This window comes from Cryobacterium arcticum (genome assembly GCF_003185895.1).
Classification (GTDB): Bacteria; Actinomycetota; Actinomycetes; order Actinomycetales; family Microbacteriaceae; genus Cryobacterium; species Cryobacterium arcticum.
In genome coordinates this window covers 407645-420647 of sequence record NZ_QHLY01000007.1, presented here as the reverse complement: position 1 = coordinate 420647, position 13003 = coordinate 407645, and the positions used below count along the sequence as shown (strand labels likewise).

Annotated in this window: 13 protein-coding genes; 2 read left to right on the top strand and 11 right to left on the bottom strand. The window is 67.8% G+C overall.

Annotated features, from left to right (window positions below):
* Positions 1–412 precede the first annotated feature (412 nt).
* On the bottom strand, positions 413–1714 hold the full coding sequence (gene tyrS / locus CTB96_RS07555) for a tyrosine--tRNA ligase (protein ID WP_110126281.1): 1302 nt from the start codon (positions 1712–1714) through the stop codon (positions 413–415).
* A 141-nt stretch (positions 1715–1855) separates the two neighbouring features.
* On the opposite strand from tyrS, the gene CTB96_RS07550 reads away from it, so the two are divergent.
* Positions 1856–2536 carry a DNA-binding protein gene (locus CTB96_RS07550; RefSeq protein WP_110126280.1) on the top strand — a complete coding sequence of 227 codons (681 nt, stop codon included), beginning with the start codon at positions 1856–1858 and terminating at the stop codon, positions 2534–2536.
* Positions 2533–3150: a hypothetical protein gene (locus tag CTB96_RS07545; protein WP_110126279.1), complete on the top strand. Its 618-nt coding sequence runs from the start codon at positions 2533–2535 to the stop codon at positions 3148–3150. The genes CTB96_RS07550 and CTB96_RS07545 overlap by 4 nt, the downstream gene beginning before the upstream one ends.
* A gap of 68 nt (positions 3151–3218) precedes the next feature.
* Here the strand turns inward: CTB96_RS07545 and CTB96_RS07540 are convergent, their stop codons facing one another.
* The 10 genes from CTB96_RS07540 to argC are packed head-to-tail and all read right to left on the bottom strand — an operon-like array spanning position 3219 to position 12927.
* Complete coding sequence (locus CTB96_RS07540; protein ID WP_110126278.1) at positions 3219–3674, bottom strand: OsmC family peroxiredoxin; 456 nt, start codon at positions 3672–3674, stop codon at positions 3219–3221.
* Positions 3675–3733: 59 nt separating this feature from the next.
* Positions 3734–4174, bottom strand: coding sequence for a MarR family winged helix-turn-helix transcriptional regulator (locus tag CTB96_RS07535; protein WP_110126277.1), 441 nt, complete (start codon positions 4172–4174; stop codon positions 3734–3736).
* Positions 4175–4234: 60 nt separating this feature from the next.
* Positions 4235–4837 carry a DNA-3-methyladenine glycosylase gene (locus CTB96_RS07530; RefSeq protein WP_110126276.1) on the bottom strand — a complete coding sequence of 201 codons (603 nt, stop codon included), beginning with the start codon at positions 4835–4837 and terminating at the stop codon, positions 4235–4237.
* 37 nt (positions 4838–4874) lie between these two features.
* Positions 4875–6311, bottom strand: coding sequence for an argininosuccinate lyase (gene argH / locus CTB96_RS07525; RefSeq protein WP_248283263.1), 1437 nt, complete (start codon positions 6309–6311; stop codon positions 4875–4877).
* An 8-nt stretch (positions 6312–6319) separates the two neighbouring features.
* On the bottom strand, positions 6320–7519 hold the full coding sequence (locus CTB96_RS07520; protein WP_110126275.1) for an argininosuccinate synthase: 1200 nt from the start codon (positions 7517–7519) through the stop codon (positions 6320–6322).
* Positions 7520–7578: 59 nt separating this feature from the next.
* Entirely contained in the window at positions 7579–8505 is a 927-nt protein-coding gene (argF, locus tag CTB96_RS07515; protein ID WP_110126274.1) for an ornithine carbamoyltransferase, read from the bottom strand.
* Positions 8506–8553: 48 nt separating this feature from the next.
* A complete protein-coding gene (locus CTB96_RS07510) occupies positions 8554–9759 on the bottom strand; it encodes an acetylornithine transaminase (protein WP_110126273.1) in 1206 nt (401 codons plus the stop codon).
* Positions 9756–10706: an acetylglutamate kinase gene (gene argB, locus CTB96_RS07505; protein WP_110126272.1), complete on the bottom strand. Its 951-nt coding sequence runs from the start codon at positions 10704–10706 to the stop codon at positions 9756–9758. The genes CTB96_RS07510 and argB overlap by 4 nt, the downstream gene beginning before the upstream one ends.
* Positions 10706–11887: a bifunctional glutamate N-acetyltransferase/amino-acid acetyltransferase ArgJ gene (gene argJ, locus CTB96_RS07500; protein ID WP_110126271.1), complete on the bottom strand. Its 1182-nt coding sequence runs from the start codon at positions 11885–11887 to the stop codon at positions 10706–10708. Before argJ ends, argB begins: the two co-directional genes overlap by 1 nt.
* On the bottom strand, positions 11884–12927 hold the full coding sequence (argC, locus tag CTB96_RS07495; RefSeq protein ID WP_110126270.1) for an N-acetyl-gamma-glutamyl-phosphate reductase: 1044 nt from the start codon (positions 12925–12927) through the stop codon (positions 11884–11886). The genes argJ and argC overlap by 4 nt, the downstream gene beginning before the upstream one ends.
* Between the last annotated feature and the right edge of the window lie 76 nt (positions 12928–13003).

The window sequence follows — 13003 nt, the reverse complement described above, 5'->3', positions numbered from 1 at the left end:
GTACTCCCTAGAAAGGAGCCCTACGACCGAGGTTTTTGGCATTTGACATTGTGCACGCTGTTGAGTTCTCAAGGATCGGACGCACCCGACTTCAGGCCATGTGATTGGCTGTCGCTCCGGGGCACTTCGATGTAGTTCAGTTTTTCGTGTCGTTACGATCTGTTCCAGATTTGGAGCCGATCAAACGCCATCAAGTCGACAGTTCGAATAAATTCGCTGCCATGACTTGGAAGTGGTCCCGCTTGAGGCCGGGAAGCTCTTCGGCTTTCCGCACCTGTGGGGTGACAAGAGATGACATTACGCGGGATCCGATAGGCCCGCAATCCCGGCAGCATCCCGGGCGTGTCGCAAATTGACACCTACCCGCAATGCCGCCGTAACCTGCCCGTCACACAGGCCGGCGGCAAACGGTCTACTCGACGAAGACGCCGGCGAGTGTCTTCTTGCCGCGACGCAGCACGGCCACTCCCCCGGGCAGAACGGACCCCTCGATGGTGGCCGCGTCGTCGGAAACCTTCACGTTGTTCAGGTACACGCCGCCCTGCCCGATGGCACGGCGCGCCTCGCCGAGGCTCTTCGTCAGACCGGTGTCCACGAGCAGCTGCATCACTGACGCCTGCGGCGCCGTCGTGGTGTTCGGCAGTGCGCGCAGTGCGGCTTCAAGGGTCTCCGGGTCGAGATCGACCAGGTCGCCCTGACCGAACAGTGCCTGGGTGGCCTGGATGGCGGCATCCGTTGCGGCGACCCCGTGCACCAGGCTCGTCACTTCGAAAGCCAGCGTGCGCTGAGCTTCACGTTTGAACGGCTCGGTGGCCACCAATTCTTCGAGGCGCTCGATCTCGGCGCGGGTGAGGAATGTGAACACCTTCAGCCGGGCGATCACATCGGCGTCGTCGGTGTTGAGCCAGAACTGGTAGATGGCGTACGGGCTGGTGAGCGCGGGGTCGAGCCAGACCGCATTCCCCTCACTCTTGCCGAACTTGGTGCCGTCGGTGTTGGTGATCAGCGGCGTGCCGATCGCGTGCACACTCCGACCTTCGGCCCGGTGGATGAGGTCGGTACCGCTGGTGAGGTTGCCCCACTGGTCGCTGCCACCGGTTTGCAGCACACAGCCGTAGCTGCGGTAGAGCTCGAGGAAGTCCATCCCCTGCAGCACCTGGTAGCTGAACTCGGTGTAGCTGATGCCGGCATCGGAGTTGAGCCGGGCGCTCACCGCATCCTTCTTGAGCATGGTGCCCACCCGGTAGTACTTGCCGACGTCGCGGAGAAAGTCGATGGCCGACAGCGGCGCCGTCCAGTCGAGGTTGTTCACCAGGGTGACGGCGTTCTCCCCTTCTGCACTGAGGAACCGGGTGACCTGGGCCTGCAGGTAGCCGACCCACTCGTTGACAACCTCGGGGGTGTTCAGGGTGCGCTCGGCCGTAGGGCGCGGGTCACCGATCAGACCGGTGGAACCACCGACGAGTCCGAGGGGCCGGTGACCGGCCAGCTGCAGCCGGCGCATGAGCAGCAGCTGCACCAGGTTGCCCAGGTGCAGGCTCGGCGCCGTGGGGTCAAACCCGCAGTAATAGGTGATCGGCTCGCCGGAGAGCAGGGTGCGAAGTTCCGCCTGGTCGGTGGAGACCTGAACGAGGCCGCGCCACGTGATCTCCTCCCAAACGTTGTCGAAGGTGGGATCGTTGGCTTGCTGGGCAAGGATGCTGGGGTCTGACACCCAGCCAGATTACCAGCGCCGCCGCCCGCACCCCCGAGGCTCGGCTGCCGATCTCCTCACCCAATCAAGCCCACAAGCTGAATCGGGCTAGATTAATCCCTGAACCTTTATTATGCTGAACGTAGGACGGAGGCTTAACCCATGTTTGTGATAACCGCCGATCAAATCGACAGCCGCCATGATCACGATCGCGCCAGCGAAATGATCGCCCAGCTGGTGAGCCGGCACGAGGGCGAGTTCGCCCTGCCGCCCGACCAGACCTCCGGTGATGAAATCCAGCTACTCGTGCCGCGGGCACCTGCCGCGCTCGAGATGGTGCTCGACCTCCACCGCACCGGGTTCTGGAGTGTGGGCGTCGGGGTCGGCACCGTGCGCACTCCACTGCCGCTCACCACCAGGCAAGCCACCGGGGATGCGTTCATCGCCGCCCGGGCAGCGGTCACGCGCGCCAAGCGCACCGAAGCGCACTTCGCCCTCGACACGCCACCCTCCCCCAGCGAGCAGACGACGCCGGGTGACGACGTCGGCGCAGTCGCTCCCGATGACGGCGGCGACCCGACCGGCTCAGATGTGGAGGCACTGGTCACGATGCTGCTGCTACTTCGTCAGCGCCGCACCCCGGAGGGCTGGGAGGCCGTCGATCTCCTCGAACAGGGGCTCGCCCAAACGAATATCGCCCGCACCCTGGGCATCTCCACCGCCGCGGTGAGCCAACGGGTGAAAAGCGCGCAGTGGAAGGTGGAACGCGCCGTGCACCCGGCACTCGTTAGGCTGCTACTCAACCTCGACCGCGACACCAGCGAAACGGATCTCAATCGATGAATGTTGTGCCCTCCTTCACCGTCGTGCTCTACCTGTACTGGGTACTGCTGCTCCTGATCACCCTGGCGTCGCTGATTCTCGCCATCCTGGCCTTCCGGCTGCGCAAGCAGCCGTTCGCGATCGCGTCGGCCGGCGCCCTGGCCGCTGCGCTTCTTGTCGCCGCACTGCCGGTGGGCGAGGCCCCCGCAGTCTTCGTTGTGGTGATCGGACTGGCCGGTCTGGTGCTCGCCGTCATCGGCGGTGGCCCTGTGGCCCTGCTCGCCCTGCAGCTGGCGACCCAGAACTCCGTCTCCCCCGGCAGCCACGGCGGCATCCTGGTGGGCACCGAACAACCGGCCGGCTCGGATGCGCCCGGCACCGACACCACGCCCGCTGCGGTGCACGAGGTGCTCCGCGGCGGTCTCACCATCGGTGTGCTCGAGCGGCTCGCCGTGACCGGCGCCATCCTGGCCGGGTTTCCCGAGGCCCTCGCCGTTGTCGTGGCCATCAAGGGTGTCGGCCGGTTCACCGAACTCGCCTCGGGTGAAGCGCGGGAGCGGTTCATCATCGGCACGCTGGCCAGCCTGATCTGGGCGTGCGCCTGCGCCATCCTCGTCAGCCTCGCGCAGTCCTGATTCGGCCCGAACGCGACAAAGCCCGGCCGCTGACTCAGTCAGCGGCCGGGCTTTTGTCGTTGTGCTGCTTAGGCTTCGAGCAGTTCGTCTTCGAGCTTGGCGTCGAGCGTGATCTCGACACCCGTGAGCGCCTTGCTGACCGGGCAGTTCTCCTTGGCGGCGTTGGCGGCAGCCAGGAACGACTCGCTGTCCATGCCGGTGACCTCGCCGCGAACGGTGAGGTGGATGCCGGTGAGGCGGAATCCGCCGGCCGGGTCGGCGCCAAGGGTCACGTCGGCCGACACGTCTAGTGCTTCGATGGTGCCACCACCGGCACCGAGCTCGGCGGAGAGCTGCATGGAGTAGCAGGCGGAATGGGCAGCGGCGAGCAGTTCCTCGGGGCTGGTGAAGCCGTTCGCGCTGTCGGCGCTGCGCTTGGGGAAGGAGACATCGTAGGTGCCCAGGCCTGAGCTGGTCAGTTCGACCTGGCCCTCTCCGGCTTCGAGGGTTCCGGTCCAGGCGGTGCGAGCGGTGCGTGTGGGCATAGCGTTTTCCTTACTCTGTTGATGAGAACAGCGGTGGTTGATAGTGCGGGACAGATAGGTCAGGTGAGCTCGCGCACTCGTTGGGCGAGGGCGGCGATCTGGCTTTGCAGCTCGACGAGTTCGTTCATCGGCAGGCCGGTAGCGGCGCAGATCTGCTCGGCGATGTGGGGTGCGTACCGGCGCATGTCACTCCCGGCCGGGGTGAGGGTGATTTCGACTACCCGCTCATCTCGTGCGGATCTCCCCCGCGTGACCAGGCCGAGGGCCTCGAGCCGCTTCAGCAGTGGTGAGAGCGTGCCGGAATCCAGCTGCAGGCGATCGCCGAGCTGGCTGACCGTGCTGCTGCCCGTTTCCCAGAGCACCAACATGGCCAGGTACTGCGGGTAGGTGATGCCGAGCGGCGCGAGCAGCGTGCGGTAGCGCCCGGTCATCGAGCGGGATGCGGAGTACAGCGCGAAGCAGATCTGCTGCTCGGGAGGAAGCATCTGCGTGTCGGCCATGAATCGACGGTAGCAGAGTTTCGCACGATTTAGTTGTGCGCAACCTAAATTCAGAGAGAATTACAGCGCTGGTGCGTCCAGGCTCGGGTGGCGCCGGTAGGCGGAGACGGTGCGGTCCCCCGGAATCCAGAATCGCCAGGAGAACTCGTCGCCCCCGCCCGCGCCACCCACTCCGGTGCGGGGTCCGGTGAGCGCGGCAACAGGTGATGTGGGCAGCGTCAGGTCGAAGGGGTCGACGGCCAGGTCGGCGCCGTCTTCATCGAGCCGGATGCCGAGCGCCCGGGTGAGCCGCGCCGGTCCCCTGGCCAGGTCACGGTCGGCCACGGCCGGCCCGCGCCGGGCCCTGGCGTCATCGAGACCTGCCACGATTTCACCGGCACGCAGTAGAACGGCGGATGCCTCGCCCTCTGGTGAGCAGACGATGTTGGCGCAGACGTGCATGCCGTAGCTGAAATACGCGTACAGGTGGGCGGGCGGGCCGAACATGGTGGCATTCCGGGGCGTGCGCCGCCGGTAGGCGTGCGAGCCGGGGTCGGTTCCGGCCAGGTAGGCCTCCACCTCGGTGATGCGCAGCACGGTCGACCCGTGCCGCAGCAGCCCGCCCAGTAGCAGCGGAGCGACGTCGACCGCGTCCTGGGTGAACAGGTCACGGTCGACGGTCATCCGCTGGTCACTCCTCAGGCCGGCAGGGTCAGGGTTCTCAGCGGGCCAACGCCGTGGCGAGGCTGTGCACCCGGGCCACGAGGGCGGCGCGCTGTTCGGCGACCCGCACCGGTGCGGTGCCGGCCTGGCCGTCTCGACGGTTGACCGAGCCCTGGATGGTGAGCACCTCGCGCACCTCGGGGATGAGGTGCGGGGAGATCTCCTGCAGTCCGGCGTCGTCGATCTCGTGCAGGTCGAGGCCCTTGGCCTCGGCCACCTTCACCAGGGTGCCGGTGATCTCGTGCGCGTCGCGGAAGCTGACGTGTCGCTTGACCAGCCACTCGGCGACATCCGTGGCCAGGGAGAACCCCTGCGGTGCCAGTTCGGCCATGCGCTCGGTGTGGAAGGTGATGGTGGCGATCATGCCGGTGAACGCGGGCAGCAGCACCTCGAGGGTTTCGATGGAGTCGAAGACCGGCTCCTTGTCTTCCTGCAGGTCGCGGTTGTACGCGAGCGGAAGGCCCTTGAGGGTGGTGAGCAAGCCGGTGAGGTTGCCGATCAGTCGGCCGGACTTGCCACGCGCGAGCTCGGCGATGTCGGGGTTCTTCTTCTGCGGCATGATCGACGACCCGGTGGAGTAGGAATCGTCGAGGGTGACGAACCCGAACTCGCGAGTGTTCCAGAGGATGATCTCCTCGGCCAGGCGAGAAAGATCGATGCCGATCTGGGCGGTGATGTAGGCGAACTCGGCGACCAAGTCGCGGCTGGCGGTGCCGTCGATCGAGTTCTCGACCATGGCGCTGAAGCCGAGTTCGGTGGCGATGAGCCCCGCGTCGAGGCCGAGGGTGTTGCCGGCGAGGGCGCCGGACCCGTACGGCGAGAAGTTCGCCCGCTTGTTCCAGTCGGCGAAGCGCTCCAGGTCGCGCACGAGCGGCCAGCAGTGCGCGAAGAGGTGGTGCGCCAGCAGCACCGGCTGGGCGTGCTGCAGGTGCGTGCGGCCGGGCATGATCGCGGTTTCGTTGGCCTCGGCCTGCGCGGCGAGGGCGTCGATGAGATCGATCACGAGGCCGGCGATGACGGCGGCGTGGTCTCGCAGCAGCATCCGCACCAGGGTGGCCACCTGGTCGTTGCGGCTGCGGCCGGCGCGCAGTTTGCCGCCGAGCTCGGTGCCGACGATGTCGATCAGGCCGCGTTCGAGAGCGGAGTGAACGTCTTCGTCGGTGGAAGCGGGCTGGAACCGGCCGTCGTTGACGGCCTCATCCAGGGTGTCGAGGCCGGCGATCATGCCGGCGAGCTCGTCGGCGGTGAGGTATCCGGCGGCCGCGAGTGCACGGGCGTGCGCACGCGACCCGCGGATGTCGTAACCGGCCAGCTGCCAGTCGAAGTGGGTGGACTTGCTCAGCCGTGCCAGTTCGGGCGACGGTCCGCCGGCGAACCGGCCGCCCCACAGGGCGCCGGCCTCACTGGCGCGGTTCATGCTCTTGTCGTGTGTCATCTCGGCGCCTACTTCGCGGCCTGGTCGCGGCGGGCGGCGATCTTGCTCGGCAACGACCAGAGCTCAATGAAGCCCTTGGCCATCGACTGGTCGAACGAGTCGCCGGTGTCGTAGGTGGCCAGGTCGAAGTCGTACAGGCTCTGCGCGCTCTGCCGGCCGGTGACGACGGCGGTGCCGGCGTGCAGCTTGAGGCGGATGTCGCCGGAGACGTACTTCTGGGTGTCGTTGATGAACGCGTCGAGCGACTTCTTCAGCCCGGAGAACCAGAGGCCGTCGTAGACGAGTTCGCTCCACTTGGCTTCGACGCCGCGCTTGTAGCGGGCGACGTCGCGTTCGACGGTGACGTTCTCGAGCTCTTCGTGCGCGGTGATCAGGGCTATGCCGGCCGGAGACTCGTAGACCTCACGGCTCTTGATGCCCACCAGGCGGTCCTCGACGATGTCGATACGGCCCACGCCCTGGTCGCCGGCGAGCTTGTTCAGCAGCACCACGGCTTCGAGCGGGGTGACGGGCTTGCCGTCGACGGCCACGGGAACGCCCTGGTCGAAGGTGATGATAATCTCGGTGGCCTCGCGCGGGATCGACGGGTCCTGCGTGTAGGTGTAGAGGTCCTCGATCGGCGCGTTCCACGGGTCTTCGAGGAAGCCGGTCTCGACGGCGCGACCCCAGACGTTCTGATCGATGGAGTACGGGCTCTTCTTCGACTGCGCGATCGGCAGGTTGTGCAGCGCGGCGTATTCGATGGCTTTGTCGCGGGTGAGGGCGAAGTCGCGCACCGGGGCGAGCGACGTGAGCTCGGGAGCGAGGGCCGTCACCGCGGCTTCGAAACGTACCTGGTCGTTGCCCTTGCCGGTGCATCCGTGGGCGACGCTGTCGGCGCCGAGGGCGCGGGCGGTGGCGGCGAGGTGCTTGGCGATCAGTGGGCGGCTGATCGCGGAGACCAGCGGGTAGCGCTTCTGGTAGAGCGCGTTGGCCTTGAGCGCGGGCACGATGTAGTCGTTGGCGAACTCGTCCTTCGCGTCGATCACGATGGATTCGACCGCTCCGCAGTCGAGGGCGCGCTGACGGATGACGTCCATGTCCTCGCCCTCTTGTCCCACGTCGACGGCGAGGGCCACAACCTCTTTGCCGGTGGCGTCCTTCAGCCACCCGATGCCGACCGACGTGTCGAGGCCTCCCGAATATGCCAGTACAACCCGCTCAGCCATGGTTCTCCTTCATGCGTTCGTAATTCAAGTTTATGAGTGAGCCTGCGTCGTGGGCAGGGTCACGCGTTGCGTGCGAACAGCCAGACGAGCAGCGCCTTCTGGGCGTGCAGGCGGTTCTCCGCCTCATCCCAGATGATGCTCTGCGGGCCGTCGATGACTTCGGCCGTCACTTCGTAGCCGCGATCGGCGGGCAGGCAGTGCATGAAGTGGGCGTCGGGCTTGGCGAGCCCCATCAGGGCGGCGTCGACGCGGTAGCCGCCGAGGGAGCCGAGCCGCAGCGCCTTTTCTTCTTCCTTGCCCATCGACACCCAGGTGTCGGTGACCACGACGTCGACCCCGGCCACGGCCTCGGCCGGGTCGGTGAACAGTGCAACGGAGCCGCCGGTGCGAGCGGCGATAGCTTCGGCGTCGGCCACGACCTGCGGGTCTGGCGTGTAGCCGGCCGGTGAGGCGATACGCACGTGCATGCCGGCGGTCGCGCCGGCGAGCAGGTATGACTGGGCCATGTTGCAGGCGCCGTCACCGAGGAAGGTAAGCGTCTGGCCGGCCAGGTCGCCGCGGTGCTCCCGGATGGTGAGCAGGTCGGCGAGCAGCTGGCAGGGGTGGAACTCGTCGGAGAGCGCGTTGACGACGGGAACCGTGGTGCCCAGCGCCATCTCTTCGAGCCCGGCCTGGCCGTAGGTGCGCCAGACGATCGCGGCGACCTGGCGCTCGAGCACGCGCGCGGTGTCAGCCGCCGTCTCCTTGCCGCCGAGCTGGCTGTTGGCGGTGCTGATGATCAGCGGGATGCCGCCGAGGTCGGCGATGCCGACCGCGAACGAGACCCGGGTGCGGGTGGAGGACTTGTCGAAGATCACGGCGACGGTTTTCGGTCCGGCCAGGGGCTGGACCGCGAATCGGTCTCGCTTCAGTTCCAGGGCCAGATCGAGGATCTCGGCCTGTTCGGCCGGTGAGATGTCGTCGTCGCGCAGGAAATGGCGGGTCACGGGGTCACTTTCGCTTGATTCTTCGGTGCGTTGGGGGATTCCTCCACCTTATCTGTTGGTGGAGACGAGCCCTGAACTGGTCACGGCCTCCAGCGCAGCCCGGAATCGTTCCTCAAAATCGGCCAGCTCGGCGTCGCCGACGATCAGCGGCGGTGCCATCCGGATGCTGGACTCGTTGGCGGCGTTCACGATCAGGCCGGCCTTGTGGGCGGCGGCGGCGAGCTTCAGGGCCACCGGCTCGGTGAGGCCGATGCCCAGGAGCAGGCCGCGGCCGCGGACTTCTTCGATCAGTGGCGAGCCGATGCCCAGGATGATCTCGCGCAGTTGCTCGCCGCGGCGGGCGGCGTTGCCCACCAGGTCGTCACGTTCGATGACACCGAGAACAGCGTTGGCGGTGGCGGTGACAAACGGGTTGCCGCCGAAGGTGGAGCCGTGCTGGCCGCGGGAGAACAGGTCGCTGGTGGCGCCGAAGGTGACGAGCGCCCCGATGGGCACTCCCCCGCCGATGCCCTTGGCCAGCGTCGCGGCATCCGGCACGATCCCGTCGTGCTCGTAGGCGAACCAGGCGCCGGTGCGGCCGGCTCCGGTCTGCACCTCGTCGATGATCAGCAGCACACCGTGCTCGGTGCAGAGCTCCCGGGCCCGCTTGAGGTAGCCGTCGGGCAGGTCGATCACGCCGGCCTCGCCCTTGACCGGTTCGAGGAACAGTGCGGCGACGGTGTCGTCGAGCTCGCGTTCGAGCGCGGCGATGGTGGTCTCGATGTGCTCGACACCGCCGGGCACGGGTTCGAACGGGGCGCGCATGAGCGGCTTGCCGGTGAGGGCGAGCGCCCCCATGGTGCGACCGTGGAACGAGTCGTTGAGGGCCAGGATGCGCGTGCGGCGTCCGCCGGCGGTGTTCAGGCGGGCGAGCTTGAATGCGGCCTCGTTGGCCTCGGCGCCGGAGTTGCAGAAATACACCCGGCCGGCGTCGCCGGCGCCGGTGAGGCGCTTGAGCCGTTCGGCCAGTTCGATCTGGGAGGGCGACGCGAAGTAGTTGGAGATGTGCGCCAGGGTGCCGATCTGCTTCTGGGCGGCGGCGACCATGTCGGGGTGGGCGTGGCCAAGCGAGTTAACGGCGATGCCGGCGAGGAAGTCGAGGTACTTGTTGCCCTGGTCGTCCCAGACGTAGCAACCCTCACCGCGCACGAGCACCGCCAGCGGGGGTGCGAGCGTCTTCATCATTGCCACGCCGTAACGTTCGTGCCAGGTCATGCGGGAACCACCTCAGTACCGATGCCGCTGCCGGTGAAGATTTCGAGAAGGATCGAGTGCGGCACTCGACCATCGATGATCGCCGCTTTCGCGACGCCGCCCTCGACGGCGTCCAGGCAGGCGGTCATCTTGGGGATCATGCCCGATTCGAGATCGGGAAGCAGGGTGCGCAGGGTGTCGACGTTGATGACCGACACCAGCGAGTCCCGGTTGGGCCAGTCGCTGTAGAGCCCGGCCACGTCGGTGAGGATCACGAGCTTGGCAGCGTTCAGCGACACGGCGAGGGCGGCGGCGGCGGCATCCGCGTTCACGTTGAGCGATTGGCCGGGCACGTCGATGTCGGGCGCGATCGAGGAAATCACCGGGATGCGCCCCGCGTTCAGCTGCGCGTGCACGGCCTCGGGGTCAACGCCGACAACGTCGCCGACCAGGCCGAGGTCGACCTCTTCGCCGTCGATGACCACACCGCGGCGACGACCGCGGAACAGGCCGGCGTCCTCGCCGCTGAGTCCGGCGGCGAGTGGGCCGTGAGCGTTGATGTGGCTGACCAGGTCGCGGTTGATCTGGCCGGTGAGCACCATGCGCACCACGTCCATCGCCTCGGGGGTGGTCACCCGGTAGCCGCCGCGGAACTCGCTCTCGATGCCGAGCCGGGCGAGCATGGCGGAGATCTGCGGGCCGCCCCCGTGCACCACGACCGGGCGGATGCCGGCATAACGCAGATAGACCATGTCTTCGGCGAACGCGCGCTGCAGGGTCTCGCTGACCATGGCGTTGCCGCCGAACTTGACCACGATGATCTGGTCGTGGAACTGCTTGAGCCAGGGCAGCGCTTCGATGAGCGTGGCGGCCTTGACCGATGCCTCGGCCGGGGTGTTGTCGACGTCGTCGATGGTGGGCACGAGCACGCTGGGCGCCGCCGGGATCTCAGGGGTGTCGGTGCTCATCAGCTGGAGTACGCGCTGTTCTCTTCGACGTAGTCGTGGGTGAGGTCGTTGGTCCAGATCGTGGCGCCGGCGGTGCCGGCGTGCAGGTCGATGACCACCGAGACGGCGCGCGGGGTGAGGTCAACGAGGTCGCGCGGCTGGTCGGGCTCCCCCGCCGTGCACACCTGGATGCCGTTGATGGCGACGTCGATGTTGTACGGGTCGAAGGCAGCGTCGGCCTCGGAGATCGTGCCGACCGCGGCGAGTACCCGGCCCCAGTTAGGGTCGTTGCCGTAGATCGCGGCTTTGAACAGGTTGCTGCGGGAGACCGCACGGGCCACGGTGACGGCCTCGGATTCGGCCGCGGCGTTGCGCACCGAGATAGCCACGTCGTGCGACGCGCCCTCGGCGTCGCCCTGCAGCTGCAGGGTGAGGTCGCGGCAGAGCTCGGTGAGCGCGGCAGCGAACGCGGCGGGGTCGGCCTCGACGCCGCTGGCGCCGGAGGCGAGCAGGCTCACAGTGTCGTTGGTCGACATGCAGCCGTCGGAGTCGAGCCGGTCGAAGGTGACCCGGGTCGCTTCGCGGAGCGCCGCATCCAGCTGCGCCGAGGTCAGCACCGCGTCGGTGGTGATCACGACGAGCATGGTGGCCAGGCCGGGCGCGAGCATGCCGGCGCCCTTGGCCATGCCACCGATGGTCCAGCCGGCGGGCGAGACCTGCACGGCCTGCTTGGGCTTGGTGTCGGTGGTCATGATCGCCTGCGCGGCGGCGAGTCCGGCCTCGGCGCTGATGGCGGTGTCGCTCTTGAGAGCGAGCCCGGCGTCGAAGACCCCGGCGGTGAGCTTGCCGAGGTCGAGCTGCTCGCCGATCAGGCCGGTGGAGCAGACCAGCACATCACCGGCGGAGACGCCGAGCTGATCGGCCACGGCTTCGGCGGTGGCGTGCGTGGTCTGAAAGCCGATGGTGCCGGTGTAACAGTTGGCGCCGCCGGAGTTGAGCACGATGGCGCTCACCTGGCCATCGCTCATCACCTGCTGGCTCCAGAGGATCGGGTTGGCCTTGCACCGGTTGCTGGTGAAGACCGTGGCGGCGTTGGCGAGCGGGCCGAGGTTCGACACGATGGCCAGGTCGAGGCCACCGGACTTCTTGAGTCCGGCTGTGACGCCGGCGGCGGCGAATCCGGTGGGGGCGGTGACGCTCACGGCGCAACTCCATTCGTGCTGAGGCCGCGGGTTTCCGGGAGGCCGAGGGCGATGTTGGCGGATTGAATGGCAGCGCCTGCGGTGCCCTTGGCAAGGTTGTCGACTGCGGTGACGGTGATCACACGCCCAGCGGCCTCGTCGACGGCGAGGCCGATGAGAGCGGTGTTGGCGCCGAGCACGTCGGCGGTGCGCGGGAACTGGCCGGCGGGCAGCACGTGCACGAACGGTTCATCGGCATAAGCGGTGAGCCAGGCGTCCCGCACGGCGGCGACGCTGGTGCCCGGCACCAACCGGGCGGTGGCGGTGGCGAGAATGCCGCGGGACATCGGCACGATCACCGGGGTGAACGACACCGTCGGGTTGACCGCGCCGGCCCAGCGCAGCCCCTGCTGAATCTCGGGGATGTGCCGGTGCGTGCCGCCCACGGCGTAGGGGTTGGCGGAGCCGAGCACCTCGGCGGCGAGGTTGGGCACCTTGAGGCTCTTGCCGGCGCCGGACGGGCCGACGGCGAGCACGGCGACGATGTCGGCCGCTTCGATCACGCCGGCCAGGATGCCGGGGGCCAGCGCGAGCGCGACGGTGCTGGCGTTACAACCCGGCGCGGCGATGCGGCGCACGCCCACCAGGCGGTCACGCTGACGGCCGCCGTTCACGGGCAGTTCGGGCACACCATAGGCCCAGGAACCGAAGTAGTCCCCGCCGTAGAACGCGGCCCAGTCGGCCTCGCTCTCCAGCCGGTGGTCGGCGCCGCAGTCCACCACGAGGGTGTCTTCGCTCAGCTGGGCGCTGAGCGCACCGGAGGCGCCGTGCGGCAGGGCGAGGAAGACGACGTCGTGGCCCGACAGGGTGTCGGCATCGGTGTCGCCGAGCACGAGGTGGGAGAGCGAGCGCAGATGCGGTTGCACGTCGATCAGGCGCTGGCCGGAGTTGCTGTGCGCGGTGACCGTGCGCACCTCGAAATCCGGGTGGGCCGAGAGCAGCCGCAGCAGCTCACCGCCCGCGTACCCACTCGCGCCCGCTACTGCTACCGAAAGAACCATGAATCAAACTTACCCGGCTGCCCGGGCCCGCCAGAATCGAGAATTGCCCCGTTGCGGACGAGTTGCCCCGCTGTGC